The following is a 26,750-nucleotide window of genomic DNA, read 5'->3' on the forward strand; positions in this document are numbered from 1 at the left end:
CGACCCTACAGGAACTTGCCTACGCGCCTGATGCTTCCGCTTTTCTGCTGTTCGCTGGCCGCCTGCAATTTTGCGCCGAGGTATCAGCAGCCCGATCTGCCGATTGCCGATCACTTCGACATGATGGAGACGGTCAATCCGGCTACCACGCATCTCGCCAGCGAGATCGACTGGCAAACCTTCTTCGCCGATCCGCAACTGAAGCTGCTGATCGAGGCGGCGTTGCAGCACAACCGCGATCTCGCGGCGTCGATGGCGCGCATCGAGCAGGCGCAGGCGTTTTATCGCATCCAGAACGCCGCGCGTTTGCCGCACGTCAATGCCAACGCGAGCGCCACGCGCACCAAGGCTCCGCTCGGCTCGATCGACCCCGAGTTCGACAACACCGACGTATCGGTCAAATTCAATCAGTACAACGTGCAAGCCGCGGTGACGTCGTTCGAACTCGACTTCTGGGGACGCGTGCGCAACATGAGCGAGGCGGCCCGCCGCCGATATCTCGCGAGCGTCGAGGCGCAACGCGCGTTTCGTCTGTCGCTGATCGGCAACGTCGCGGCGAACTACTACGCGATCCGCTCGGGCGAAGAAGGCGTCGAACTCGCGCAGCGTACGCTCGAAACGCGCCGCTATGCGCTCGATGTCGCGAAGCTGCGGCTCGATGCGGGCGTTACGTCGACGGTCGATTACGAACAGGCCGCCGTGCTCGTCACGCAAGCGCAGACGCAGCTCGCGGAGTTGCAGCGGACCACCGCGCAGCAGCGCAATCTGCTTGAAGTGCTGGTCGGCGGACCGCTTGGCGATACGCTGCCGCTCGCAACGCCGATCGCCGACGCGAGGCAGTTCGGCGACCTCGACCCGGGGTTGCCGTCCGGGCTGCTCGTCAATCGTCCCGACATCCAGCAGGCCGAGCAGCAACTGCGCGCGGCGGATGCCGATATCGGCGCGGCGCGCGCGAACTTCTTCCCGCGTATCGCGTTGACGGGCAGCTTCGGCTACGTGTCGCCGGAACTCGGCGACCTGTTCGTGCCCGGCAAGCAGGCGTGGTCGGTCGGTGCGCTCGTCGGCATGCCGATTTTCGATGCGGGTCAACGTCAGGCGCAACTGGCGCAGGCGCGCGCACGGCGCGACGAACTGGTGGCCGATTACCAGCGCACCGTGCAGAACGCATTTCGTGAGGTATCCGATGCATTGATCGGACGGCAGCGCTACAAGGAACAGATCGCGGCGCAGGAGCAGGCCGTCGAGGCGCAGCGGCAACTCGCCGAAACAGCCGAATTGCGCTATGAGAACGGGATCTCGATCTATCTCGAGGTCGTGGACGCGCGCCGCAATCTGTTCTCGGCCGAGCAGCAACTGATCCAGTTGCGCGCGACCGCTTTGCAGAATGGCGTATCGCTGTATGTTGCACTGGGTGGCGGCCCCGATGCGCCTCGTACGCCTGATGCGTCAGGCGACGTGCCGCCCACTACGGTGCAAGGCACGTCGCAGCGAACCTCACAGGTGAACGGAGCGCATCCGCCCAATTGATCGAGGCACGCGCGCTTCCTGGGCGTCGTGCCCGCCGCCGGCATTGCGCCGGAGGGTCAAACCGGTCAGCCGAGCGTGACGTCGACCGATGCTTCTTCGCCATTGCGCACGACGGTGAGGGACACACTGTCGTCGGCCTGGGCGATCATGCGCTTCAGTTGCTCGACGCCGTGAATCACTTTGCCGTCGACCGCAACGATGATGTCGCCGGCCTCGATGCCGGCCTCGGCGGCTGGGCCTGTGGCCTGTTGCACGATCACGCCACCCGGCAACGACGCTTCCTGCTGCTCGTCTTCGCTGAGCGGACGCACGGCCACGCCGAGACGCGGACGGCCCTGTTGCTGCCGAGGCTCCTGCTGCATGCGCGGTTCGGCCGACGCCACGTCGGACGACTGCGCGCCCACCGTGATCGACAGCTTGCGCTCGCCGCCATTGCGCCATACGTTGAGCGTCGCGTCGGTACCGGGCGACAGTTGCGCGACCTGCCCGACCAGTTCGGTCGTGTTGCCGATCCGCTTGCCGTTCACGGCGACGATCACGTCGCCCTGCCGCAAGCCGGCCGCCTGTGCGGGGCCGCTCGGATCGACCGAGCCGACCAGCGCGCCGGCCGCCGAATCGAGGCCGAGCTTCTTCGCCTGCTCGGCGCTAAGCGGCTGCACGCCCACGCCGATACGGCCGCGAGTCACGTGACCGGTACTCACGAGCTGGTCTTTCACGTGCATGGCCGCGTCGATCGGAATCGCGAACGACAGGCCCTGGAAGCCGCCGGTGCGAGAATAGATCATCGAGTTGATGCCGATCACTTCGCCGTTCAGATTGAACAGCGGACCACCCGAGTTACCGGGATTGACCGGCACGTCGGTCTGGATAAAGGGGATAGGACTGTCGTCCGAGAAGGAGCGCGATTTCGCGCTGATGATGCCCGAGGTCACCGTGCTGTCGAAGCCGTACGGCGAGCCGATTGCCACCACCCATTCGCCGACCTTGCTGTTGTCGGGATTGCCGATCTTCACGGTCGGCAGATTCGTCGCTTCGATCTTCACCACGGCGACGTCGGTGGTCTTGTCCTTGCCGATCACACGGGCGCGGAATTCGCGGCCGTCCGTGAGTTTCACGCTCACGCTGCTCGCGCCGTCGACGACATGGTTGTTGGTCAGGATGTACCCGTCCTGGCTGATGATGAAGCCCGAACCGAGCGCTTCGCCACCGCTTTTGCGTTCGCCGTTTTCATCGACGGACGCGGCCTCTTTCACGCCGATATGCACGACCGCCGGGCTATAGCGCGACACGATGCCGGAGAAGTCCGGCGCGGACGAACGGGACCCGATGATGTCCGATGCCGCACGCAGCGATGACACCGGGCCTTGCGCATCGCTGACGGATGCATCGGCATTGCGATGGCTAAGCGTATAGGCGCCGCCGATCGCGAGTACGACGCAGACTGCCGCGCTGCCGCGCCAATATTTCTTGGTGGTCATAGTGGGAGATTGTTGCGATGGGTTACGAGGTGGATGCGTAATGTAGTGGCCCCCACTTAAAGCAGTCTTAAAGATAGTGAGCGATCTGAAAGCACCGCAGAAGGCGCTCGCGAGTCCTGTTTTGCAGGCTTATCCGTACATCACACGCGTTTGCGGCGAGGATTGCGCAGGTCTTTTTTCCGCGCTTTTTCATCTCGGCCCCCGTGATTTCCCCAGGATTGACCTCACCGGAAGCGGTTCCGATAATAGCCATATCGTGGACTTAATATCCACATTGTGGACATTCGGTAATTTCACAAGGAACTCCCATGCCCGAGGCCAATCGCTCCGAGATGACGCCGTACCAGTTGCCGTTCCCCAAGGAAGCGCAGCAGGAAATCGTCGTGCCCTTCGCCATTCCGACCGATGAGCGCGTGTGGGTGCCGCAAGCCGAAAACGTGTCGTTCCGGCCGCTGTGTCTGAATGCGTCGCAGGGTTACTGGATGAATCTGCTGCGCGTGCGCAAGTCGGGCGTGCTGAGCCGTCATCGTCATCCGCAGAGCGTGCACGGCATGGTGCTCAAGGGCCGCTGGCGTTACCTGGAGCACGACTGGGTCGCCACCGAAGGCAGCTACGTATACGAGCCGCCGGGCGAAACGCATACGCTCTACGTGCCCGACGACGTCGAGGAAATGATCACGTATTTTCAGGTCAACGGCGTGATGTTCTATTGCGACCCGTACGGCAACTACACCGGCTACGAGGACGTGTTCACGAAGATCGACATGTGCCGCAAGCACTACGCGGCGGTCGGTCTCGGCGAGGACTACGTCGACCAGTTCATCCGATGAGCGCGCCCGCCATGCGTACCCGCGCCGCCCGATACGATTTCTCCGGGCGCATCGCGGTCGTGACCGGCGCGGCCACCGGCATTGGCCGCGCGATCTGCGAGGCTTTCGCGCGCGATGGCGCGGTAGCGCTCAACTGGGACCGCGTGCCGGGCGCCGAGGACACGCCCGATGTGCCTCGCCACTTCGAGGTCGACATCACGCAGCCCGCGTCGATCGAGGCCGCGCTCGCCGCGACGCTCGACGCTTACGGCCGCATCGACTACCTCGTCAACAACGCGGGTTTCGCGGGGCCGACGCTGCCGCTCGACGAATACGATCCGCTCGAATGGCAGCGCGTGATCGACGTGAACCTGCTCGGCACCTATCACGTGAGCCGCTTCGTCGTGCCGGCGATGCGGCGCGCGAACGCCGGGCGCATCGTCAATGTTGCATCGCTTGCGGGCAAGGAAGGCACGCCGAATGCGTCCGCCTATAGCGCGGCGAAAGCCGGCGTGATCGCGATGACCAAATCGCTCGGCAAGGAGCTCGCGCAGACCGGCATTCTCGTGAACGGCATCGCGCCCGCCGCGGTGCAAACCACCCTGCTCGAACAGATGTCGCCGCAACACGTGCAAACGATGATCGACAAGAGCCCGATGAAGCGGCTCGGCACCGTCGAAGAAGTCGCGCAACTCGTGCTGTGGCTTTGTTCGGATTCCTGCTCGTTCAGCACGGGTGCGATCTTCGATCTGTCGGGAGGGCGCTCGACCTATTGACGCCCACCGGCGAGCTTGCAGAAAAATCTTGTAGAAAAACCGCGGCATGGCAGCACCATTCCTACATCGGCAGGACACCTTGCGCAGGAGACAAACATGCTTCAGAAGTCACAGCGTCTGAAACGGATCCAGGTGGTCGCGGTCGTCTTCCTGACGGTTGCGGGCATCGTCAACTATCTCGATCGCAGCACGCTGTCGATCGCGAATCATCTGGTGAGCGAGGAACTGCATCTGTCGGCCTCGCAGATGGGTTTGCTGCTGTCCGCGTTTTCTCTTTCGTACGCGTTCGCGCAGTTGCCGGTCGGCGCACTGCTCGATCGTTTCGGCTCGCGCGTGATGCTCGGGCTCGGCATGCTCGTATGGTCGGTCGCGCAGGTCGCGGGCGGCTTCATTCAGACGCTCAATCACTTCCTGAGCGCGCGCGTCGTGCTCGGCGTGGCCGAGGCGCCGCTCTTTCCCGCCGGCGCGAAGGTCGTCAACGAATGGTTCGCGGTGCGCGAACGCGGCGCACCGATCGGCACGTTCATTTCCTCGTCGACCGTCGCGCCGATGATCGCGCCGCCGCTGCTCACCGTGCTGATGCTTTCTTTCGGATGGCGAACGATGTTCGTCATCATGGGTGTGCTCGGCGTTATCGTCGCGGTGGCGTGGTACATGGTCTATCGCAATCGCAGCGAAATCGCGCTGACGGAAGAAGAAACCGCGCACCTCAACGAAGGCGCCAACGTCGCGGAAAATCCGCAGGGTCTGAGCTGGGCCGAATGGGGCGCGCTCTTCAAGCTGCGCAACACGTGGGGCATGATTTTCGGCTTCATGGGCGTGATCTACATGGTGTGGCTGTATCTGACGTGGCTGCCGGGCTATCTCGAGAACGAGCGGCATCTGAGCATTGCGCACACCGGCTGGCTCGTGTCGATTCCGTATATCTTCGGTACGATCGGCATGGCGAGCAGCGGCTATATCGCCGACGCCCTGCTCAAGCGCGGCATGGCGCCGATCCGCAGTCGCAAGTGGCCGCTGTGCATCGGCCTCGTCGGCGCCGCGGCGTTCACGGTGCCGGCCGCGTACACGCCGAGCACGACGCTCGCCATCGTCTACGTGTCGCTCGCGATGCTGTTCGTCAACCTGTCGAGCGGCAGCGCGTGGGCGCTCGTCAGCGTCGCGGCGCCGCGCCACCTGGTGGCGTCGCTCGGCAGCATGCAAAACTTCGGCGGCTATCTGGGCGGCTCGTTCGCGCCGGTCATCACGGGCATCGTCGTCGATCAGACGCACTCGTTCGTCAATGCGCTGCTGATCAGCGCGGGCGTCGCGTTCGCCGCGGCGCTCGTCTACCTGTTCGTCGTCAGGGAAGTGGCGCCCGTGCCGCTGTCCGGTTCGATCGAGACGCAACCGACCTGAACCTTCGCCCGACCACCCTCCAGAAGCTGCGACTCACATGACATTCCAGAACGATCTACTCGAAGGCAAGACCGCATTCGTGACGGGCGGTTTTTCCGGCATCGGCGCGGCAATCGCGAATGCGCTCGCGCAACTCGGCGCACACGTCGTGGCAGCCGGTGTGCCGTTGCCCGAAGGCGCGCCGGACGCATTGAACCGCGCGGTCCGGCGCGTCACGCTCGACGTGCGTTCGGACGACGACATTGCCGCCGCGCTGCACGCGTTCGAACGTCTCGACATCGTGGTCAATTGCGCGGGCGTCATCAGCCGTGGCGACGAGCATCGGATCGACGTGTTCGAGCGCGTGATGGACATCAACCTGCATGGCACGATGCGCGTCTGCACGGCCGCGCGCGCCTTGCTGAAGGCGTCGGGCGGCTGCATCGTAAACACCGCGTCGATGCTGAGCTTTTTCGGCGGCGGTCTCGTGCCCGCCTACAGCGCGAGCAAGGGCGCGGTCGCGCAGTTGACCAAGTCGCTCGCGCTCGCCTACGCGGCCGACGGCATCCGCGTCAATGCGATCGCGCCGGGCTGGATCGCGACGCCGCTCACCGAGGCGCTGCAGAGCGACGACGGCCGCTCGCAGGCGATTCTCGAGCGCACGCCGCTGCGCCGCTGGGGTACGCCCGACGAGGTCGCGCAGGTTGCGGTGTTTCTCTGCACGCCGGCGGCGTCGTTCATGACGGGCGCGATCGTCGCGGTCGACGGCGGCTACCTCGTCGCGTGACGGCATGAAGCGGCGTCGCGATCGTTCGGCCGTGCGAATGAAGGCATAATGGCCTCCCCGCGCCCTGCTCCTGTCCGATGCCGACTTCCGCTGCAAAAAACGTGTCCAGACCTGCTGCAAAAACCGCCTCGAAGGCCGTGGCAAAAACCGCTTCGAAGCCGGGTTCAAAGCCCCCCTTAAAGCCCACCTCAAAGCCGGGCTCCCGTCCCGCCACGCGCGCCGCCACGGCCGACGCCGTCGCCGGAAAAATCGGCACCGGAGCCGACAGCAAAGCCGTGGCCGGCGCGGCCGCATTCTCGAAGTTCATCGCGGTGTTGCAACTGATCGCCGATGCGCAGACGCCGCCCAACGTCGCGAAGCTGAGCGCGGCAAGCGGCTATCCGCGTCCGACCGTGCATCGCATCGTGGCCGCGTTGCAGGCCGAGGGGCTGATCGTCGCGACGGGCAGCGGTAGCACGTTCGGCCTCGGCCCGCGGCTGATCAACCTCGCGAGCCATAGCTGGGAGCGCTCGGACCTGCGGCTCGCCGCGGTCGACGCGTTGATGGCACTACGCGACGTCACGGCCGAGACGATCCACCTCGCGGTGCCGAGCCAGGGCGAGATGGTCTACATCGAAAAACTCGAAAGCCCGCACGCGGTGCGGATGGCGTCGCGCATCGGCACGCGCGTCTCGCTGACGTCGAGTTCGGTCGGCAAGGCTTACATGGCGACGCTCGGCACGGCCGAACGCGAGGCGCTGCTGAAGGACGCGCCGCTCGTGCGTTTTACCGAGCACACGCTCACCGATCTCGACGCGGTTCGCCGCGAACTCGACGCTACCGCGCAACGCGGCTACGCGGAAGACCGCGAGGAAAACGAGGTGTCGATCTGCTGCTACGGCGCGGCGATTCGCGGTCCGGACGGACGCGTGGCCGGCTGCGTGAGCATCAGCATGCCGACGTTCCGCCGCCGCGCTGACGCGCGCACGAGCTATATCGAGCCGCTGCTCGCGGCATGCGAGGCTATCGCGCGGCGGCTCGGCCCGGCGAGCGGGCGGTAGCGGCCAGGGTTGCCTGCGGTAATCGTTACCGCCGTTGTATAAGGACCGCAGATCGGCCGCGCGCCGGCGCGAGGATGCCGCCGCGCCGGCCGAAACTGCTATTCTTCCTCTCGCGCGCCCCGATCGGGCCGCCCGCCGCCCACAAGCGGCAGACCCCGACAGCCTCCCGGCGGCGCTCACGCGCCCGACTTCGCAAAGACAGGAATACGCATGTTCGGTTTTCTGCGCGGCTATTTTTCCAACGACCTCGCGATCGACCTCGGCACGTCGAACACGCTCATCTACATGCGCGGCAAGGGCATCGTGCTCGACGAGCCCTCGGTCGTGTCGATCCGCCAGGAAGGCGGCCCGAACGGCAAGAAGATCATCCTCGCCGTCGGCCGCGAGGCGAAGCAGATGCTCGGCAAGGTGCCGGGCAACATCGAGGCGATCCGCCCGATGAAAGACGGCGTGATCGCCGATTTCAACATCACCCAGCAGATGATCAAGCGCTTCATCCAGATGGCGCACGAGTCGCGACTCTTCGCGCCGTCGCCGCGCATCATCATTTGTGTGCCGTGCGGCTCGACCCAGGTCGAGCGGCGCGCGATCAAGGAGGCCGCGCACAGCGCGGGCGCCTCGCAGGTCTATCTGATCGAGGAGCCGATGGCCGCCGCGACCGGCTCAGGCCTGCCGGTGTCGGATGCGACCGGCTCGATGGTTGTCGACATCGGCGGCGGCACGACCGAGGTCGGTGTGATCTCGCTCGGCGGCATCGTCTACAAAGGCTCGGTGCGCGTCGGCGGCGACAAGTTCGACGACGCGATCGTCAACTACATCCGCCGCAACTACGGCATGCTGATCGGCGAGCAGACCGCCGAGGCGATCAAGAAGGAAATCGGCTCCGCGTTTCCGGGCTCCGAGGTCATGGAGATGGAAGTGAAAGGCCGCAATATGTCCGAGGGCATTCCGCGCAGCTTCACGGTGTCGAGCAACGAGATTCTCGAGGCGCTGACCGATCCGCTGAACCAGATCGTGTCGGCCGTGAAGATCGCGCTCGAGCAAACGCCGCCGGAACTCGGTGCCGACATCGCCGAGCGCGGCATCATGCTGGCGGGCGGCGGCGCGCTGCTGCGCGACCTCGACCGCCTGCTCGCCGAAGAGACCGGCCTGCCGGTGTTCGTCGCCGAGGCGCCGCTGACCTGCGTCGTGCGCGGCTCGGGCATGGCGCTGGAGCGCATCGAGAAATTCGGCGGTTCGTTTTCCTACGATTGATGCGTGCGTTGCGGTGCGGGCCGCCTTGCGCGTGGCCGTGCACCGTTACCGCGACCGCCGCAACGACTATCCACCCCGGCAACATGACGACCCTGCCCGACTACGAGCCCCCCGCCAACGAAAACGCGCTGCTGCTGAAGTGGATTCGCCGCGCGCGCGAATCACAGATGAGCCATTACGACATGGCCGACCGGCTGTCGGCGCGCGAGCGCCGCATCGGCTGGCTCGTGACGGTGTTGAGCGCATTCGTCGGCACGGCCGTGTTCGCGTCGCTGAGTACGCCGCCGTTGTCGATCGGGATGAGGATTTTTGTCGGGCTCGTCAGTGTGACGGCCGCGGTATCCGCGGTGTTGCAGACGTTCCTGCGCTATGCCGGGCGCGCCGAAAAGCATCGCGCGGCCGGTGCGCGCTATGGCGCTGTGCGGCGCAGGCTCGAAGCGGTGTTTGCCGGCGACGCCGACGCGCGCGACGCGCACTACCTGGCCTCGATCCGCATCGAACTCGACCGGCTCGCCGAGGATTCGCCGAACGTGCCGCCGCGTGTTTTCTATCGCACGCAACGCGCGCTGCTCGCGGACAAGGCGCGCGGGCGCGATGCGTGAATGTGGCTCATGAAGGTGACCCATGAGGGCGGCACCTGAAGGCGATGCATCACGGCAATTGACGGCAAGGCATGAAAACGCGGCAGCCGGCGCCGCGTGACGCATGCCCTTGCCTTTACCGTTCTCCTTACCCGCCGCTCACAGATCGTCGGCGCTGATCCCCAACTCGCCCGCCATGCGCCGCACGACGGCCTGCAGCCGACTCACCTCGTCGGCAAGGCGCTTCTGTTCGGCCTTCAGCGATTCGAACGCGGAAAGTGGCACGCTGTCGTCCTCGGCCGCGGACAGCGCGGCCTCGCTCACGCTGACCTCGCCGCACAGCAGATGCGTCCAGCGATGCTCGCGCTCGCCCGCCATGCGCGGCAGCCTGACGACGCGCGCCGGATCGTTCGCGGCCAGTTCGTCGAGAAACGCCTCGACCGAGGAGATATCGGCGAAACCATGCAGGCGCGCGCTATTGAGGCGCAGCTCGGCGGCCGTTTGCGGACCGCGCAGCAGCAGCGTGGTCAACAGTGCGACCGACTGCCCCGGCAGACCGTAGACGCGATTCATGTTGTGCTCGAAGCGCGGCACGCGGCTGCTGCTGCCTTCGATCACGAGGCTCAGACGCTTTAATCCGTCGATGGCGGTCATCACCTCGGCCTCGGTCGCGTTCATGACCGGCGCGCGGCCGGTCTTCTGATTACAGCCGAGCGTCAGCGCGTTCAGCGAAAGCGGATAACTGTCCGGCACGGTGTGCTGTTTTTCGACGAGCACGCCGAGCACGCGCCCTTCGAGCGCCGTCAGCGCGCGGATCGAGGGACGGGAAGAAGCGTCGGGAATGGAGTTCATGGGGGAATGCCGGGTCTCGTGGTGGATGCGCGCGCCCTGCTGCGGCTAGCCGCGCGTTCGGTCGGGTGGGCACTATGATAAACGGCCCGGACCGGCGCGCGGCGTCAATCGTGAGGCCCGGCGAGGCGCGGCCTGGTTCGGCCCGCTTCGGTCGATTCCGCCGGCTCCGATTCATCCGCTGCGTTTCCCCAGGTGCGTGTCCTCAGGTGCGTCTCGCATACTTGAACGTGCCCTGCGCGCTCGCGATCAGCAGCCGGCCGTCCACCCAGGCCTCGCCGCGCGAAAAGAAGATCGAGCGGCCCGCGCGTTCCAGAAAGCCCTTCGCGGTGACCGACGCGCCGAGTCCCTTGTCGAGATAGTTGGTGGTCAGCGACAGCGTGAAGCCATGCCGAGGGGGCTGCCCAGGCGGCGCGTAGAGCCCCGCGTAGCCGGCCGCCGCGTCGAGCAGCGTCGCGATCGCGCCGCCTTGCAGCACGCCCTGGCGGTTGAGCTTGCTCGCGTCGATCGGCATGAGCAGTTCCGCGTAACCGTCGCGCCATTGCGTGAGACGCACGCCGAGGGATTCGAGGAAGGGATTGTCGATGGGAAGATCGGACATGGTGCGAGGAGCCTGAACTGTTCTGGAACGAAACGTGAGCATACCCGCGATCCGCCCGCGATTGCGACGATTGCGACGAACCGTGTGCGCCTGGTGCCCTGTCTGTGCCCTGTCCGCGACGCGCGGCAGGAACCGTCGCATCTGCTAGTGTTGCGGGATCAGCGTTTCTTTCGTGGAAAACTCATGCCGTCCATGCGCTCCGCCGCCCGCCGAAGCGCTCGCCTCAGCGATGCGCAGATTGCCGCCGAAGCCGCTCGCCGTCTTGCATGGGACGCGGCCGTCCCGCCGCACGCCGTGCGCGTGAAGGTCCGGCGCGGCCACGTGACGCTTTCCGGCGAACTGCGGGACGCGCGCCAGCGGCGCGCGATGCTCGAAGACGTCGCGCGCCTGTTCGGCGTCACCGGCGTGACGGATCGCACCGTCGCCGCAACGCGCTAGCGCGGGCCCGCACCAGGCGATTGCGCGGTTTCGTCGCGCAGCAATGCCCGGCAATGCCGCGCGATCTGCTTTTCCTCTTCGGTGTGCAGCACCCTCACCTTTCCCGCCAGGTCGTTCGGACCGCTCGGATCATTTTCGGCCAGTCCGAGAAACGCGAGTCCCTCGCACACGCGCCGCCGCACCTGCGCGCTGTGTTCGCCGATGCCGCCCGTGAACACGAGCAGATCGATCCCGCCAAGCAGCGCCGCATAGCCGCCGATCGCCTTGCGCACCGCGCTCGCGAACGCATCGATGGCGAGCGCGGCTTGCGCGTCGCCGGTGGCCGCGCGCTTTTCGAGCGCCTGCATGTCGCTCTCGCCATCGGCGTAACCGGCCAGGCCGCTGTGGCGATTGAGCAGCGTTTCCAGGGCATCGGCATCGAGCTTTTCGGCACGCATCAGATACAGCAGCACGCCGGGATCGAGGTCGCCCGAGCGCGTGCCCATCGGGATGCCGCCGGTCGGCGTCAAGCCCATCGACGTATCGACCGATTGGCCGTCGAGCAGCGCGCAGACGCTCGACCCATTGCCGAGATGCGCGAACACCGCGCGCGGCGGCAACGCCGCGCCCAACTGCGCGACGAGCGATTCGTACGAAAGCCCATGAAAACCGTAGCGGATCACGCCGGCATCCGCATAACGGCGCGGCAACGCGAATTGCGCCGCGCGCGGCGGCAGCGTCGCATGGAACGCCGTGTCGAAGCACGCGAAGTGCGTGGCGTCGCCGAAGATTTTCGTCGCCTCGTCGATCAACGCGAGCGCCGGCGGTATATGCAGCGGCGCGAAGTGCAGCGCTTCGCGTAACCGGCGCCGCACCTCGCCGGTAAGCCGCTGGTGCGTGCGCAGGTGCGGACCGCCATGCACGACGCGATGCCCGACCGCCACGGGCCGCGCATGATGCTGCTGCGCGAGCACTTGCGAGAGCTTTTGCAGCGCGTCGGTTTGCGTTTCGAGTCGTTGCTCCTGCTGCAATAGCACGCGGCCGTCGGACGCCTTGATGCGCAGGCGGCCGTCGCCGCGCCCGATGCCTTCGGCCGCGCCTTCGAGCAGCAGCGCTTCGTCATCGTCGGCATGAGCGGTATCGGCGGCATGAGTGCCACGAGCAGCACGAGCGAACAGCCCGAACTTCAGCGACGACGAACCGCTGTTGAGTACCAGAATCGTCTGCTCCTGAGCGTCGGTGTGCATGGCGTCCTCGCTCAGCCTTTCCACGTCCAGTTGCGGATGTCTTCCTTGTCGATGCCCTCGGCGTGCGCATACGCGAGATGCTCGATGATCTGCCCGCGCAGCCACTCCTTCGTATGATCGCCGACGCCGCGCAGCGCCGGCACGCGGTCGATCGCGTCGATCGCGAGCGTAAAGCGGTCCACGCCGTTGATGATCGCGAGTTCGAGCGGCGTGTTGATGTTGCCCTTCTCGCGATAGCCGTGCACGTGCAGGTTCGCGTGATTCGCGCGGTTGTACGTGAGCTTGTGCACGAGCGACGCATACGAATGGAAGTTGAAGATCACGGGCTTGTCCGTCGTAAACAGCGAATCGAAATCGCGGTCGGACAGCCCGTGCGGATGCGCATGCTCGGGCATCAGCCGGAACAGGTCGACCACGTTGACGAAGCGGATCTTCAGCGCGGCGAAACGCTCCTTGAGAATCTGCACGGCGGCGAGCGCTTCCATCGTCGCGATGTCGCCCGCGCAGGCGATCACGACGTCGGGCTCGACGCCCTGGTCGGTCGAGGCCCAGTCCCAGATGCCGATGCCCTTCGTGCAATGCGTGACGGCCGCGTTCATGTCGAGATACGTCAGATGCGGCTGCTTGTCGGAGACGATCACGTTCACGTAGTCGCGCGAACGCAGGCAGTGATCGGCGACGCTCAGCAGCGTGTTCGCGTCGGGCGGCAGATAGATGCGCACCACGTCGGGGCTCTTGTTCGTGACGACGTCGAGAAAGCCCGGGTCCTGGTGCGTGAAGCCGTTGTGATCCTGGCGCCACACGAGCGACGTGATGAGCAGGTTGATCGACGGCACCGGCTGCCGCCAGTCCAGTTCGCGCTTGGCTTTTTCGAGCCACTTCGCGTGCTGGTTGAACATCGAGTCGATCACATGGACGAACGCCTCGTAGGTCGCGAAAAGCCCGTGGCGGCCGGTCAGCGTATAGCCTTCGAACCAGCCTTCGAGCGTGTGTTCGCTGAGCATTTCCATCACGCGGCCATCGGGTGACAGCTCGCCGCCGTCGGCGTCGCTCTCCTCCATCCCGGCAAGCCAGGTCTTGCCCGACGCCTCGTAGACCGCCTGCAGCTTGTTGCTGGCGGTTTCATCGGGACCGAACAGGCGGAAGTTCGTCATGTTGTTGCGCATCACGTCGCGCAGGAACGTGCCGAGAACGCCGGTGGACGAGATGTACGAGGCGGCGGGCCTCTTCACGTCCACCGCGTAGTCGCGAAACGGCGGCATGTCGAGCGCCTTGCAGAGCAGCCCGCCGTTCGCATGCGGATTCGCGCTGATGCGGCGCGCGCCGTCGGGCGCGAGCGCGCGCAGTTCCGCGACGAGCCGGCCATCGGCGTCGAACAGCGTGTCGGGGCCGTAGCCGCGCATCCAGTCCTCGACGATCTTCAGGCTCTTGCGATTGGTCGCCGGATCGAGCACCGGCACCTGGTGCGCGCGCCACGAACCTTCCACCTTGTGGCCGTCGACTTCCTTCGGCCCGGTCCAGCCCTTCGGCGAGCGCAGCACGATCATCGGCCAGCGCGGCCGCGTCGGGTCGTTGTTCTGGCGCGCATGCTGCTGGATCGCGCGGATTTCGCCGATCGCCTGTTCGAGCGTCGCGGCCATCTGCTGATGCATCGTGTCGGGATCGTCGCCTTCGACGAAATACGGCTTGTGGCCGTAGCCGACCAGCAGCGCTTCGAGTTCCTCGCGCGGAATGCGCGCGAGCAGCGTCGGATTGGCGATCTTGTAGCCGTTCAGATGCAGCACCGGCAGCACCGCGCCGTCGCGGATCGGGTTGAGGAATTTGTTCGAATGCCACGACGTGGCGAGCGGACCGGTTTCGGCCTCGCCGTCGCCGATCATCGCGGTAACGATCAGCCCGGGGTTGTCGAACGCGGCGCCGTAGGCATGCGAGAGGCTGTAGCCGAGCTCGCCGCCTTCGTGGATCGACCCCGGCGTCTCCGGCGTGCAATGCGAGCCGATGCCGCCCGGGAACGAGAATTGCCGGAAGAAGCGCCGCAGGCCGGCTTCGTCCTCGCCGCGGTCGGGATAGATTTCCGAGTAACGGCCTTCCAGGTAGCAGTGCGCGAGACTCGCGGGCGCGCCATGACCGGGACCGGACAGAAAGATCACGTCGAGATCGAGCTGGCGGATCAGGCGGTTTAGATGCACGAGCACGAAGCTCTGCCCCGCGTCCGAGCCCCAGTGGCCGAGCAGCCGGTTCTTGATGTGCTCGGGCTTCAGCGGTTCGCGCAGCAGCGGGTTGTCGCGCAGATAGATCATGCCGACCGACAGGTAATTGCAGGCGCGCCAGTAGCGGTCCATCTTGCGCAGCGTGTCGGCGTCCAGAACTGGCGGCGGATTGGGATGCGAGGTTGCTTCGGCCATGGCGTCACTCCTCGAAAAGGACTGCAAGCAGGTTGGCGGGTGTTGAAGCAGGTGTTGCGGTGGATGTTGCAGCGGATATTCGCGCGGCGGCTGGCGTGAAACGGGCGCGGGCCGCGCTGTCTGATGTGGCTTCGGGTGCGCGTTGCTGTCATGCGTGGTGCATCGCGGGGCGGACACGAACTACGGACACGAACGCATGATTCGACAGCGCGCGGCGCGGCGGCACGGGATGCCCGGTGCGGCGCACGCGGGCGATCCACGGTCGCGCTCGTCAGGAATCTGACAGGCTGGCCGTCGCATGGTTCGGTGCAATCCGGCGTAATTTGGTGCAATTCGGTGTAATCGCGCGGAAGCTGCCATGCGTGACGCGAATGTATTAAGCTGCACAGGCTTCGTGCCGCGCGCAACCGGTGCTTCAGGCGCCGGGCATGGCTGTCATGCATTGCCGCCGCGCATTGTCACGGTATCGGATGCTCGCCATCTCCTCCTTGTTTCAGATCAAGCCCGCCATGTCGACATCTAAAGGTCCACTCAAAGTACTGACCGTTCTTATCCTCTCGCTCGTGTTGCCGGGCATCGCGCTTGCCGTGCTGATCGGCGTGTTCGGGCTGGTCGTCAAGCTGTTCGGCCACGGCTAGCGGCGAGCCTCGCGGCCGGCCCGCGAAGGCATGAGCGCATAGCCCGCGCCCAGGATAACCCGCACCTAAGCCTTCGCGCTGCGCAGCAGCGTATCGATATCGATCTCCGCCAGTTCGCCGATCCGCTCCACCGTCACGTCGGCAGGCGGGTTGTTCGCGATCTCCTTCGGATCGAACGCATAGTGTCCCTGGCGCGGAAAGACCGTCGTCAATTTCGTGCCCCAGGTCTTTTTCATCGCGCTGAGAATCCGCAGCTTGTCGTCGACCATCACGTAATGGCGCGCCGGATAGCACTCCATCACCTGATCGAGCATCAGTTCCTTGTGGATGTAGATCAGCACGCGTCCGTCGACTTCGTCCCACAGGCCCGAGCGCGCGACCTTGCGCGGCTGGAACACGACGTCGCCGTCGGACAGGATCACCGTCGGTCCGCGCGTCGCCAGATGCCGCAGCGCGTCGAGCGCGCCCGGATAGAGCCGGTTCGCAAACGGATAGTCGATCAGGAACGAGGACATCAGCAGCAGGCGCGTGTCGCGCGGATGCTCGGTCCGATAGCGTTGCAGCGCGCCGAGGTAGTCGGCGTAACCGAGTTCCGTGCGCAGGTTCTCGAAGATTTCCCAGTAACGCGCGCTGTTCTCTTCGCCGAACTCGTGCGTCATGTGTTTGCGCAAGTCCTGCAACACGTGATCGTTGTCGAGCAGCGTGTTGTCGCAGTCGAGCAGAAACACGACGTCGTGCGGCGTGGCGGTGGTGACGGGCATTGAGGCTCCTTCTTTCCATGATTTCGCGCGCGCATTGTCGCGCGGGCGGGGTGATCCTGCCGAGGGTTGTGCCGATCGGCTTTGCCGATGGCGCCATGAGGCTACGGCTCAAGTGTCCTCAGGTGTCGTTTCGCCGACGGTTTGCGGACGGGCACGTCGCCGGCTTGCAGCGCGCGCTAGCCGTTCTGCCCGCCGTCCGGCGTGGCGGGTTTCTCGACGTGGCCGCCGAAATCGTGACGCATCGCCGACAGCACGCGGTTCGCGAAATCGGCGTCGCCGCGCGAGCTGAAACGCGCGAACAGCGCGGCGCTCAGCACCGGCGTCGGCACGCCTTCGTCGATCGCGGCCGCGACGGTCCAGCGTCCCTCGCCCGAATCGGACACGCGGCCCGCGTAGTTTTTCAGCTCGGCGTCGCCCGCGAGCGAGCCCGCGATCAGATCGAGCAGCCATGAGCCGATCACGCTGCCGCGCCGCCACACTTCGGCGATCTCGGCGAGATTCAGGTCGTACTGGTAAAGCTCGGGACGGCACAGCGGCGAGGTTTCCGCATCGGCTTCGCGCGCGTGGCGGCCGGCGTTGGCGTGGCGCAGAACGTTGAGGCCCTCGGCATAGGCGGCCATCATCCCGTACTCGATGCCGTTGTGGACCATCTTGACGAAATGCCCCGCGCCGTGCGGACCGCAATGCAGGAAGCCCTGGTCGGCGGTGCTTGCGTGGCGGGTTTCGCTGCCTGCTCCACTACCGGCGGCATGATTGGCCCCGCCATTGACTGCATTGCTGGCGGGATTCGTCGCGCGGCCCGGGGTCGGTGGCGCCGCGCCGACGCCCGGTGCGAGCGCCGCAAAGACCGGTTCGAGCCGCTGCACGATTTCGGTCTCGCCGCCGATCATCAGGCAGTAGCCGCGCTCGCGGCCGGCCACGCCGCCGCTCGTGCCGACGTCGACGTAATGAAGTCCGCGCGCGCCGAGTTCTTCCGCGCGGCGGATGTCGTCGTGATAGTAGGAGTTGCCGCCGTCGATCACGACATCGCCCGGATCGAGCAGCGGCACGAGTTTTTCGAGCGTCTCGTCGACCACCGCGGCGGGCACCATCAGCCACACGGCGCGCGGCTTGTCGAGTTGCGCGACGAAATTCTCAAGCGAGGTTTCGCCGGCGATGCCTTCCTGCCTGAGCCGGTCCACCGCCGCCGGCTGCACGTCGTAGACGACGCATTGCTGAGCGCCCTTCGTCAGGCGGCGCACCATGTCGGCGCCCATACGTCCCAATCCAATCATGCCTAGCTGCATATCTCGCTCCGGAAGGTGCTGCGTTGCGGGTCTGATTTACAGGTTTTCTGACTGTGGCGCTGCGGTTACGTGCCCCGTACGGCCGTTTTTTTATGAGGGAGACCGCTGGCCGCGGTCGGGTCGCATGACGACGCACGCGCCGTGGCACGTCATCGTGACACATCGATCACTGTAGTCGCGCCGATGCGCGCGTGCCGGACAACATGGCCGCTGCGGAACATCGGCGTCGCGACACAACCTATGCATAGCCTACGCGAGCGCGACGGCGTCCGCGTGACGCGACCGCCCGAGGCCTTGCTTTTTTATTTAGGTTACTTCACTCACTTCACTCGCTGCGCTCCGGCATGCGCCCCCCGCGTCGCGCGAGCCACCTGGCATACTGCGCCGCGGCAAAGCGCCGGATCGCGCGCCACATCAGCGGATAGCGATACCCCGGCACCGCGAACAGCACGAGCGCGCACAGCCCGAGCAGACCGCAGAACAGGAACGTGCCGCGATAGCTGAACGCCTGCACAAGCAGCCCCGACAGCACGCCCGACAGAATCGAGCCGACCCGCGCCGCGTTGAAGAACAGCGCGGTCGCGCGGCCCGGCGCATGCGGCATCAGGTCCTGCACGTAGGTCATGCCGAGGCACGAGGTCACGGCGACCACGAACGCGTTGAGCATCTGCATCGGGATCAGCACGTTGATGCTGCCCGCCAGCGACATCGCGACGAAATACACCGCATGCACCGCTGCGCACGCGGCGAGCCAGTTCGGCTTGTGCAGCGACGACGACTTCGCGCCGAGCGCGAGCATCATCGGGATTTCGGTCAGCGCGCCGAGGCCGAGCATGACCGACACGTCGAGATGCGAGCCGTTCAGGCCGTGCACGATGTAGAGCGGCAGCACGATCATCGTCGCGTTCGCGGCGAGACCGAGCAGCGTCAGCGCGGCCACCGCGCGCATGATGTCGTTAGCGGAAGCTGTCGGCAGCGTTTCGTGCGCGTCCTCGCCCGGCGCGGTCAGCGGCGGCACGGTGATCGACGCGGACGGCTCCGCGGCGGTGTCCTCGACCGTGTGATCGCCGAGGTGGCTTTGCGGCTCGCGCATGCGCCAGACGATGAACGCGCAGGTCGCGAAGCTCGCGGCCGCGAACAGGAACAGCCCGTAGAAGCTGGTGGCCGCGAGCACGAGCGCGCCGACCGACGGCCCGAACACCCACGCCGCCGACAGAATGGTCCGCAACGTCGCGCTCGCGAACACGCGCTCGGCGGGGTCCGGCACCGGCAGCGCCGCGCGGCTGAACGAGAACACCATCGAGATCGCCGAGCCGCCCGCGCCAATGAAGACGATGCCGACCACGAGCAGCAGCCGGTAATCGCGCACTACGCAGAGCGAGAGATACCCGAGCGCGGCCGCGACGAGCGCGGCCAGCAGCAGCGGCCGATGCCGCCCGCTCGCATCGCTCCAACGCCCGGCGAGCGTGCTCGCGAGCACGCCGCTTGCGGCGATCAGCGTCATGAAGATGCCGAGCCTGAGCGGCGTCATGCCGGCGCGCTCGACGCCGAACAGCGACAGATACGGAGCGGTGAACGACATCGCCACACCGAGCATGAGGGTGGCGGCGGCCAGCGGCTTGAAGCCAGGGATGTAAAGCAGGCTGAAAAAACGCGAAGTTTTCAACACGGAGGCGGTGAGGTCGGGTGGAGCGGGCCTGACAACGCCGCAAGGCGCCTGACGGCACGATAGGCCCCGGGCGTCGGGGCCGGAACGACCGGGGCATTATCGACCCGGAGCGCGGGTTGCGTAAACTTTTGGGAGGGTGTCCCAAATACGCCGGAATGACCGCCGGCACGACGCCCGAAACCGGGAAATTCACCCAAGCCTCGACCGGCTGGGACGACAGGAACAATACGACTGGCGCCACCCGGACTGATTTCCTGAAATACTTCGAGTTTTACCGCTGGAATTTCATGGAGTTCAACCATTGATAGCGAGTTCTGCGTTTCTGGGCTCGGCGTCGGCGCTGGCCGACGGAGAGGCCGCGTATCTGCTCTGGATAATCGGCGTCTTCTCCGTTGTCGCGTTCCTGGTCGGTTTGCAGAAGGATGCGGGTAGCACGCGCTGGGTGCGCACGCTTCAATCGGTGGGACTGCTCGCCCTTCCCGCGCTGTTGCTCCTCGGGATGGTCGTCTCCATGATTCCTCCGGCATGAACCTAGGTGGTCAGATAGGCTGAGCGATTCCCTTTCGCACCACCCGGCAGGCTTGCCAATAACATCTCTCGAAGAAGGCCACGCTGGACGCGTGCGCTCAACGAGGCAACCCTCGTAGTGCGTTATGGGCCGTTTTCTGAGGCGCCTGCTACTTGCGGTGCTTCGCGCGCATTCGCTGCGCCGGCGGCGTGCCCTTCCCCGTCCACCTCACATCACGACATAACCCCGCTGTTCGAGCGTCCAGCGATGCCACCGGTTGCCATACGCACCGCATGCGATGCCGAACACAACCGACAGCACGAGTCCGATCAGATCGGCCGTTGTGCCCCACAGGCCGAACGCGAACAGGATCAGGTTGATCGCAAGCATCACGAACGCGGCAAACCACATTTTCTTCGACAGCGCCCAGATAAAGCCGAGCAGACACGCTCCCCAGCTGAAGCCGGTCGCGACCGCGACGGTTTCCGTGGCGCCGGGACGTTGCAGATAAATTCGCGCTTCCATGTTCTTTCCTGAATTCCTTGCCCTGATTTGTTTCCGATTCGCTCCTGAACCGTTCCCGCGAGGGCGGGTGGCGCGTGGCGGTGCGATGGCACGCGCTTCGCTTTTTAACACGCCATGACGACAAAATGCCGAGCGAAAGCGCACTGCGTGCCGCCCGCGCCGCCTTCCATGACGACCCGCGGCATAGCTGTTACGCTTGACGAATCCCGACGCCGAGCCTCGCGCCCTATTCGTCGTCAAGGCGCGAAGAGCACCGCGCCAGCGGCACGCGCGATCTCTCCATCCGTACCGTACCCGGAGCCCGCATGACATCCCCGACCGCCTATTCCCCGCAAGCGCCCACGCGCGCCGAGCTCGACGCGCTGCCGGGCGTCACCGTCGTCGAATTCGGCACGAACTGGTGCGGCTATTGTCAGGGCGCGCAGGCATCGATTGCGAAGGCGCTCGGGCCGCACGCCGGGCTCAGGCACCTGAAGGTCGAGGACGGCCCCGGCCGCGCGCTCGGCCGCTCGTTCAAGGTCAAGCTGTGGCCGACGCTCGTGCTGATGCGCAACGGCGCCGAACTTGCGCGCGTGGTGCGTCCGACGAGCGCGGCCGATATCGAGGACGCGTTCGCGGCGCTGTGAACGGCTTTGATGCGCATCGAGGCGGCAGTGCGCGCGTCGCGGCGCGGTATTGTCGTGCCATTGCGCTCGCCTTCTGGCCGTTCGGTGGTTCGGTTCAGTTGGCGAGCCGTGCCGTTCCGCGCCTCGGCTTCGCTGCTTCATCGCGGGCAGTCATCGCCGGCAGGCGCGATCGGCCCACGTTTCCGCTATCCGCTTTGCTGTCGTTTCCCGTTCATAGCACGTCTCTCATGCGCCAGGCCATTCACCATCTGAGCATCAAGGCCCGCAGTCGCGGGCTCGTCGAATTTACCGATGAAGCGCGCCGTTTCGTCGCCGATCAGGGCATCTCGACCGGTTTGCTGACGCTGTTTTGCCGCCATACGTCGGCCTCGCTGCTGATTCAGGAGAATGCCGACCCGTCCGTGCAGCGCGATCTCGAACGCTACTTCGCGAGCCTCGCGCCCGAAGACGCCGGGCGCTACGAGCACGACGCCGAAGGCCCCGACGACATGCCCGCGCACTTGCGCACCGCGCTCACGCAGGTGCAACTGTCGGTGCCCGTCGAACACGGACGGATGGTGCTCGGCACATGGCAAGGGTTATATCTGTTCGAACATCGCCGGCATACGCAGCCTCGCGATATCGTGCTGCATCTGCTCGGCGAATGATGCGGCGCCCGCGCGCTCCAGGCACGGCATGCGAGGACCGCCGAGATAGTTCATCGGGTCGTTCACCGACCTGACGGTTCGAGGGCCGGTTGGCTCGCCCGATCGCCAACCATGCCGGATAACCTGAAGCCTGATAGTCTGAGCCTGGCAGTTTGGACATCAGCCGCTTTTTTTCAGCTTTCTGATTCTTTTCGTACAGACGCACACGCATCGCGCCAAGGAAACTGTCCCCGCCTCTTCACCGCGCCCCGGATCGAACGGAGCCAACCTAAGGGAGCACCTCTCATGGATACCCGTAGCGAACTGCAAGCCACCGTCGACGCGATGGTCCAACCCGGCAAGGGCCTGCTCGCCGCCGACGAAAGCGGCCCGACCATCGCCAAACGCTTCAGGACGATCGGCCTCGAATCGACCGAGGAAAACCGCCGCGCCTATCGCAACCTGCTGCTCACGACGCCCGGCCTCGGCGACTTCGTGAGCGGCGTGATTCTCTACGCGGAAACGCTCGGCCAGCAAGCCGACGACGGTACGCCGTTTCCGCAAGTCGCCGCCGCCAACGGCATCGTGCCCGGCATCAAGGTCGATCTCGGCAAGGTGCCGCTCGCGCTCGCGCCGGGCGACGAAATCACCGAAGGGCTCGACGGCCTCGCCAAACGCTTCGTCGATTACAAACGGCAAGGCGCGCGCTTTGCGAAATGGCGCGCGGTCTACAACATCACGGCGAGCCTGCCGAGCCGGCTCGCGATCGAGGCGAACGCGGATTCGCTCGCGCGCTATGCGGCGATCAGCCAGGAAGCCGGCATCGTGCCGATCGTCGAACCCGAAGTGCTGATGGACGGCGAGCATACGATCGGGCGCAGCGCGGAAGTGACCGAGGCCGTGTTGCACGAGGTTTTTCATGCGCTGCATCGGCATCGCGTGGTGCTCGAACATATCCTGCTGAAGCCGAGCATGGTGCTGGCCGGCTCGGAACACGCGCAACCGTCGACGACCGCTGAGATTGCCGCGGCGACCGTGCGCGTGCTCAAGCGCACGGTGCCCGCGGCGGTGCCGGGCATCGTGTTTCTGTCGGGCGGGCAATCTCCCGAGGAAGCGACCGCGAATCTCGATGCGATGAACCGGCTTGGACAATTGCCGTGGAATTTGAGCTTCTCGTATGGGCGTGCATTGCAGGAGCCGCCGTTGCAGGCCTGGGGTGGACAGGCGGGGAATGTGGCGGTCGCGCAGCAGGCGCTGCTCAAGCGCGCGCGGCTCAATGGAGCCGCGGCGTTGGGACGGTATGAGGCGGGGATGGAGAAAGAGTGAGCGTCCGCGGATTGCCTAGAACTGCGAAGTCAGCTGAAAGCCGAGCGTGACGCGCGTAGTTGGAAATCCTGACGGTTTATAGACCGGTGTGCCGGCGAACAGATCATAGGCAAGCGCGCTCGCCTTTGCCGATACGCTGCCCTTCACGCCGATCACCGCACCCGCGAGTTGCGATCCGGCGAGATAGGCCGCGTTCGGGCCGAACACATGGCCGTAGTCGAGACCTGCGTATAGCGACTGGCCGGTGGCGCCGATCGGCCATTGCAATTCATTGCGCCAGAAGAAGCCACGCTCGGCGGCAAGCATCGTTTCGCCGTCGAAGCCGCGCACCGTGTAGCGGCTGCCGATCGTCAGATCGTCGATATAGTTCACCGTGGTCGCCGTCAGGTTGCCGCCCGCGACGACCGCCACGTCGAAGCCGGTCAGATTGCCGCTGGCGTCGAGCCGTGGCGTGCCGGTCGTCAGAATGCCGCGCGTCGTATTGATGAAGCCGCCGCCATCGACGACGATGCCCGAGCCGTTCGCCACCACCACTTCCGCTTTATTGCCGGCGACTTCGAGATAACCACGCAATTGACTCGGTGAATTGCTATTGACCTGATTCAAAATGATCCGCGCCGATTGTCCCGGCGACAGATTCGGATTGCCATTGATCTGCCCCGCCTGCTGCGTCTGAACGATGGTCGGCGAGTTATTCAGAATCACGCCCGGCTTTTGCACGTCGAATTGCGAATACGTGTTGACCGAAACCCCCGCGCCACCCGGCTTGTTGATATTGACTTGCGGCAAACCGTTCTGCGTCTGGATGACCGTTGGCGCATGCGCACCCGCGCCGACCACTTGCGCGTCGACGGGCACGGGCGCCGCGCCAAACGCGAGCAGCGCGCCGAAAACCGCGGGCCTGAGCGCAAACAGCGAGATTTCCGGGAATTGTGCTGCGGGACGATGAGGACGGGTTTCACCCGAATCCGCTTTGCCTGCCGCGCTGGCGGTTTCGGCCACGGCGACCAGCATGCCCCGAATCCGGCTATATACCAGCCGAAACGTATTCTGATTCATTGCCTGTTGCTTCGATTTATCCGATTGAATGGAAATTAACTCAAATCAGAAAATCGAATTACAAACAAGCGTCAACTTTTATGCGTATATGTAAATATAATTATAAATAGGGCGAATCTGATTGATATATTCGTATAAATTAAAATAAAAAAGAGAAAATAAAATTCGGATTTCCGTAGAATTTATCAAAGACGGAATATCGAATTTTCAGGAAATTATCGCCAGCATATAGCGCAGCCGGCACCGATACAACCCGCTACGCCCCGCACGCCACCAACGCATGCAGCTCGTCGATATCGAAGGGCTTCGCGAGAATCGCCACGCCAAGCCGGCGCGCGCGTTCGAGTTCGTCGGCGTAACCGGTCATCAGTGCGATCTTCTGCGACGGCCACGCGCTGCGGACTCTCTCTGCGAGGTCGATGCCGTTGAGCTTGCCCGGCATCTGGATGTCGGACAGCACGAGTTCGAAGCGGGCGCCGCCGCTCAGCACGTCGAGCGCCTGATCGGCGGTCGGTTCGTGGCGCACCTCGCAGCCGAAGGTTTCGAGCACCGCAGTCACGCCCGCCGCAACGTCCTCGTTGTCCTCGACGAGCAGCACGGCGCCGGCGGGCATCAATGCTGGCTGCTGCGCATCGGCGCTCGCGGCCGCTGCGCCACGCTCGCGATAGCGCGGCAGATAGAGCCGCACCGCCGTGCCGCTGCCCGGCACGCTGTCGATCTTCGCGGTGCCGCCCGCCTGCTCGCACATCGACAGCACCTGCGCGAGCCCGAGCCCCGTGCCCGAGCCGCGCAGCTTGGTCGTGAAAAGCGGTTCGAACGCGCGCCGCGCGACCGCGTCGGGCATGCCCTCACCATCGTCGGAGCAGGTAATCAGCACATATTCGCCGTCGGGCAGCAGCGTGTCGCTGCCGACGAGCCGATTGTTCTGACAGCGGATCACGAAGCGCCCGCCATGCGGCATCGCATCGGACGCGTTCACCGCGAGATTCATGATCGCGAATTCGAGGTCGGTGGGATCGGCCAGCACCTGCCACAGGTTATCAGGCATCCTGAGCGAAAACTCGATCGTGTCGCCGAGTGCCGCGTCGATCAGCGGTGCGGCCGCGGGCAGCCAGTGCACGAGATCGACCGGCTCCTGCTTGAGCGGTTGCTTGCGCGCGACGCTCAGCAAACGCCGCGTCAACGATTCGGCGGCTGCGGTCGCGCGTGCGACCGCATGCACTTCCTTCCCGACATCGTTGAAATGCTTGAGCCGCGCCAGCTCGGTGTTCGCCGAGACCACCATCAGCAGATTGTTGAAATCGTGCGCGATATTTGCAACCAGGTTGCCGAGCGCGCCCATGCGCAGCAGTTGCCGGCTCGACGCTTCGGCGGAAAGCCGCATCGCGACCTCGCCCTGCCAGCGCTCCCACGCACGGCGCTCGCCTTCGAGCTGACGCAGCGAATAGACCACGAGCAGCCAGATCGCGATGCACGGCACGGCCGTGAGTGCGGCGATGGTCAGAAAGTGGCTGCGCCATGCGGCTATGATCGACGACGTCGCATACGCGCTCAGCACGTAGAGCGGATAGTCGCCGACGCGGCGAAACGCGACCAGCCGCTCGATGCCGTCGGCGGTCGAAGTCAGACGCACGTGGCCGAACAGCTGCTTGTCGCGCAACGCCGCGGTAAACGCGGTGTGGATCGGTTGGCGGACGCCGGCCGGCCACGCCGGATAACGCACGAGCAGATTGCCGTCCTGGCGATACAGGCCGAGCGCGAGCGCCGGGTCGCCGTCGGTCAGTTCCTGGTAGAAGCGCGAGAAGTACGCGTTGCGCAACGCCACCGTGACCACGCCGAGAAACTGGCCGTTCGTGTCCGAGCGGCCGATCGCGGTCGTGAACACATCGGTCTTCGAGAGCGTGCTGTACATCGGCAGCGAAAAATACGGTTGCGGGCGCATCGCCTTCGCGGCGAGAAAGTCGTCGCGCTGGCCGATCGACATCGCCGGCGCCGGATACGCGAGGCTCGATACGAGCAGATCGCCGTTCACGCCGACCAGCGCAATCGACGACACTTGCGGAAAATCGCCGCCGATATCGCGCAAGCGCCCATGCAACCCGGCTTGCTGCGCGCGGATTTGCGTGTCGTCGGAATTGCCGAGCAGATCGACGATGCGCGAGGCCATCTGCCGGTTCAGGTCCAGCACCTTGACGGCCTGCTCTTCGGTCACGCGCACGAGCCGGTCGATCACGTCGTCGGCATCGGCAATGCGGCGCTCGTAATCGAAATAGCCATAGCCGGCGAGACAGACGAGCGGAAACACGATCGACACGGCGAGCACGATCAGCAGCATGCGCCGCGTCGCCGCGAAGTTGCGCGAAGGCATCGGAAAATCGACTGCGACACGTTCCGCACGCTGCACGGTCAGTCACTCCATGAAAATGACATACGACGAGAGAAAGCATTGCACCTCAGTTCGCGCCCTGCTATTCGCATGGTGCGGTTCGCGTATTGCTGTTCGCTCGCTAATTCGTTTTACTCCGGAATTTACCGCACTTCCCCGTTTTGTCCCAAGCGCGTCGGCAGCGTGATCGGG

The 26,750-nt window shown here is 65.2% G+C and carries 25 protein-coding genes and 1 pseudogene; 15 read left to right on the top strand and 11 right to left on the bottom strand.

Annotation, left to right across the window (positions count from 1 at the left end; all coding sequences use genetic code 11):
* Positions 1–30 precede the first annotated feature (30 nt).
* On the top strand, positions 31–1,527 hold the full coding sequence (locus F3J20_RS02385) for an efflux transporter outer membrane subunit (RefSeq protein WP_240162679.1): 1,497 nt from the start codon (positions 31–33) through the stop codon (positions 1,525–1,527).
* 65 nt (positions 1,528–1,592) lie between these two features.
* Here F3J20_RS02385 and F3J20_RS02390 read toward each other — a convergent pair whose 3' ends face one another.
* A complete protein-coding gene (locus F3J20_RS02390; RefSeq protein WP_167281700.1) occupies positions 1,593–3,005 on the bottom strand; it encodes a trypsin-like peptidase domain-containing protein in 1,413 nt (470 codons plus the stop codon).
* Between the two features lie 308 nt (positions 3,006–3,313).
* Between F3J20_RS02390 and F3J20_RS02395 the strand changes: the two genes are divergently transcribed.
* The 7 genes from F3J20_RS02395 (at position 3,314) to F3J20_RS02425 (ending at position 9,650) form a co-directional block, all read left to right on the top strand.
* Positions 3,314–3,835, top strand: a complete 522-nt coding sequence (locus F3J20_RS02395) for a 2,4'-dihydroxyacetophenone dioxygenase family protein (protein ID WP_167041924.1) — start codon at positions 3,314–3,316, stop codon at positions 3,833–3,835.
* Positions 3,832–4,590 (top strand): SDR family NAD(P)-dependent oxidoreductase, encoded by a 759-nt coding sequence (locus F3J20_RS02400; protein ID WP_205192819.1) that lies wholly within the window; start codon positions 3,832–3,834, stop codon positions 4,588–4,590. Before F3J20_RS02395 ends, F3J20_RS02400 begins: the two co-directional genes overlap by 4 nt.
* Before the next feature lie 96 nt (positions 4,591–4,686).
* Positions 4,687–5,988: an MFS transporter gene (locus F3J20_RS02405; protein ID WP_167281702.1), complete on the top strand. Its 1,302-nt coding sequence runs from the start codon at positions 4,687–4,689 to the stop codon at positions 5,986–5,988.
* A 37-nt stretch (positions 5,989–6,025) separates the two neighbouring features.
* Entirely contained in the window at positions 6,026–6,754 is a 729-nt protein-coding gene (locus F3J20_RS02410; RefSeq protein ID WP_167281703.1) for an SDR family oxidoreductase, read from the top strand.
* A 248-nt stretch (positions 6,755–7,002) separates the two neighbouring features.
* Positions 7,003–7,794, top strand: coding sequence for an IclR family transcriptional regulator (locus F3J20_RS02415; RefSeq protein ID WP_167281845.1), 792 nt, complete (start codon positions 7,003–7,005; stop codon positions 7,792–7,794).
* A 210-nt stretch (positions 7,795–8,004) separates the two neighbouring features.
* Positions 8,005–9,048, top strand: a complete 1,044-nt coding sequence (locus F3J20_RS02420; RefSeq protein ID WP_167041916.1) for a rod shape-determining protein — start codon at positions 8,005–8,007, stop codon at positions 9,046–9,048.
* An 83-nt stretch (positions 9,049–9,131) separates the two neighbouring features.
* Positions 9,132–9,650, top strand: a complete 519-nt coding sequence (locus F3J20_RS02425) for an SLATT domain-containing protein (protein ID WP_167281705.1) — start codon at positions 9,132–9,134, stop codon at positions 9,648–9,650.
* Positions 9,651–9,788: 138 nt separating this feature from the next.
* Here F3J20_RS02425 and F3J20_RS02430 read toward each other — a convergent pair whose 3' ends face one another.
* Together F3J20_RS02430 and F3J20_RS02435 are read right to left on the bottom strand one after the other, a co-directional pair.
* A complete protein-coding gene (locus F3J20_RS02430) occupies positions 9,789–10,481 on the bottom strand; it encodes a YceH family protein (protein WP_167041910.1) in 693 nt (230 codons plus the stop codon).
* Positions 10,482–10,683: 202 nt separating this feature from the next.
* Entirely contained in the window at positions 10,684–11,079 is a 396-nt protein-coding gene (locus F3J20_RS02435; RefSeq protein WP_167041907.1) for a PaaI family thioesterase, read from the bottom strand.
* Between the two features lie 183 nt (positions 11,080–11,262).
* On the opposite strand from F3J20_RS02435, the gene F3J20_RS02440 reads away from it, so the two are divergent.
* Positions 11,263–11,517, top strand: coding sequence for a BON domain-containing protein (locus tag F3J20_RS02440; RefSeq protein WP_167281707.1), 255 nt, complete (start codon positions 11,263–11,265; stop codon positions 11,515–11,517).
* Here the strand turns inward: F3J20_RS02440 and F3J20_RS02445 are convergent.
* Together F3J20_RS02445 and F3J20_RS02450 are read right to left on the bottom strand one after the other, a co-directional pair.
* On the bottom strand, positions 11,514–12,743 hold the full coding sequence (locus tag F3J20_RS02445) for an acetate/propionate family kinase (RefSeq protein WP_167281708.1): 1,230 nt from the start codon (positions 12,741–12,743) through the stop codon (positions 11,514–11,516). The genes F3J20_RS02440 and F3J20_RS02445 overlap by 4 nt on opposite strands.
* Positions 12,744–12,754: 11 nt before the next feature.
* Positions 12,755–15,148, bottom strand: coding sequence for a phosphoketolase family protein (locus F3J20_RS02450; protein WP_167281710.1), 2,394 nt, complete (start codon positions 15,146–15,148; stop codon positions 12,755–12,757).
* Between the two features lie 509 nt (positions 15,149–15,657).
* On the opposite strand from F3J20_RS02450, the gene F3J20_RS32360 reads away from it, so the two are divergent.
* Positions 15,658–15,786, top strand: a complete 129-nt coding sequence (locus F3J20_RS32360) for a hypothetical protein (RefSeq protein ID WP_275691437.1) — start codon at positions 15,658–15,660, stop codon at positions 15,784–15,786.
* 65 nt (positions 15,787–15,851) lie between these two features.
* Here F3J20_RS32360 and F3J20_RS02455 read toward each other — a convergent pair whose 3' ends face one another.
* The 3 genes from F3J20_RS02455 to F3J20_RS02465 form a co-directional block, all read right to left on the bottom strand.
* Positions 15,852–16,547 carry an HAD family hydrolase gene (locus F3J20_RS02455; protein ID WP_167281711.1) on the bottom strand — a complete coding sequence of 232 codons (696 nt, stop codon included), beginning with the start codon at positions 16,545–16,547 and terminating at the stop codon, positions 15,852–15,854.
* Positions 16,548–16,723: 176 nt separating this feature from the next.
* Positions 16,724–17,833, bottom strand: a complete 1,110-nt coding sequence (gene gnd, locus F3J20_RS02460) for a phosphogluconate dehydrogenase (NAD(+)-dependent, decarboxylating) (RefSeq protein WP_167281713.1) — start codon at positions 17,831–17,833, stop codon at positions 16,724–16,726.
* Between the two features lie 325 nt (positions 17,834–18,158).
* Positions 18,159–19,502 carry a sugar efflux transporter gene (locus F3J20_RS02465; RefSeq protein WP_167281715.1) on the bottom strand — a complete coding sequence of 448 codons (1,344 nt, stop codon included), beginning with the start codon at positions 19,500–19,502 and terminating at the stop codon, positions 18,159–18,161.
* A gap of 116 nt (positions 19,503–19,618) precedes the next feature.
* Between F3J20_RS02465 and F3J20_RS02470 the strand changes: the two genes are divergently transcribed.
* Together F3J20_RS02470 and F3J20_RS02475 are read left to right on the top strand one after the other, a co-directional pair.
* Positions 19,619–19,807, top strand: coding sequence for a hypothetical protein (locus tag F3J20_RS02470; RefSeq protein ID WP_167041274.1), 189 nt, complete (start codon positions 19,619–19,621; stop codon positions 19,805–19,807).
* Positions 19,804–20,031 (top strand): hypothetical protein, encoded by a 228-nt coding sequence (locus tag F3J20_RS02475; protein WP_167281716.1) that lies wholly within the window; start codon positions 19,804–19,806, stop codon positions 20,029–20,031. Before F3J20_RS02470 ends, F3J20_RS02475 begins: the two co-directional genes overlap by 4 nt.
* A 207-nt stretch (positions 20,032–20,238) precedes the next feature.
* Here F3J20_RS02475 and F3J20_RS02480 read toward each other — a convergent pair whose 3' ends face one another.
* On the bottom strand, positions 20,239–20,535 hold the full coding sequence (locus tag F3J20_RS02480; RefSeq protein ID WP_167041883.1) for a DUF2628 domain-containing protein: 297 nt from the start codon (positions 20,533–20,535) through the stop codon (positions 20,239–20,241).
* A 305-nt stretch (positions 20,536–20,840) separates the two neighbouring features.
* Between F3J20_RS02480 and F3J20_RS02485 the strand changes: the two genes are divergently transcribed.
* The 3 genes from F3J20_RS02485 to F3J20_RS02495 all read left to right on the top strand — a co-directional run bounded on the left by F3J20_RS02485 (position 20,841) and on the right by F3J20_RS02495 (position 23,113).
* Positions 20,841–21,161, top strand: coding sequence for a thioredoxin family protein (locus tag F3J20_RS02485; protein WP_167041881.1), 321 nt, complete (start codon positions 20,841–20,843; stop codon positions 21,159–21,161).
* Positions 21,162–21,388: 227 nt separating this feature from the next.
* The gene (locus F3J20_RS02490; RefSeq protein WP_167281718.1) at positions 21,389–21,808 is read left to right on the top strand and encodes a secondary thiamine-phosphate synthase enzyme YjbQ; all 420 of its coding nucleotides are present in this window, start codon (positions 21,389–21,391) and stop codon (positions 21,806–21,808) included.
* Between the two features lie 285 nt (positions 21,809–22,093).
* Positions 22,094–23,113, top strand: coding sequence for a class I fructose-bisphosphate aldolase (locus F3J20_RS02495; protein ID WP_167281720.1), 1,020 nt, complete (start codon positions 22,094–22,096; stop codon positions 23,111–23,113).
* A 99-nt stretch (positions 23,114–23,212) separates the two neighbouring features.
* Here the strand turns inward: F3J20_RS02495 and F3J20_RS02505 are convergent.
* Together F3J20_RS02505 and F3J20_RS02510 are read right to left on the bottom strand one after the other, a co-directional pair.
* Positions 23,213–24,172, bottom strand: a pseudogene (locus tag F3J20_RS02505) (ShlB/FhaC/HecB family hemolysin secretion/activation protein); the annotation flags it as partial.
* Between the two features lie 256 nt (positions 24,173–24,428).
* The gene (locus F3J20_RS02510) at positions 24,429–26,576 is read right to left on the bottom strand and encodes an ATP-binding protein (RefSeq protein ID WP_345889831.1); all 2,148 of its coding nucleotides are present in this window, start codon (positions 26,574–26,576) and stop codon (positions 24,429–24,431) included.
* Between the last annotated feature and the right edge of the window lie 174 nt (positions 26,577–26,750).

Source organism: Paraburkholderia sp. Cy-641, from assembly GCF_011752945.1.
Taxonomy (GTDB): Bacteria; Pseudomonadota; Gammaproteobacteria; order Burkholderiales; family Burkholderiaceae; genus Paraburkholderia.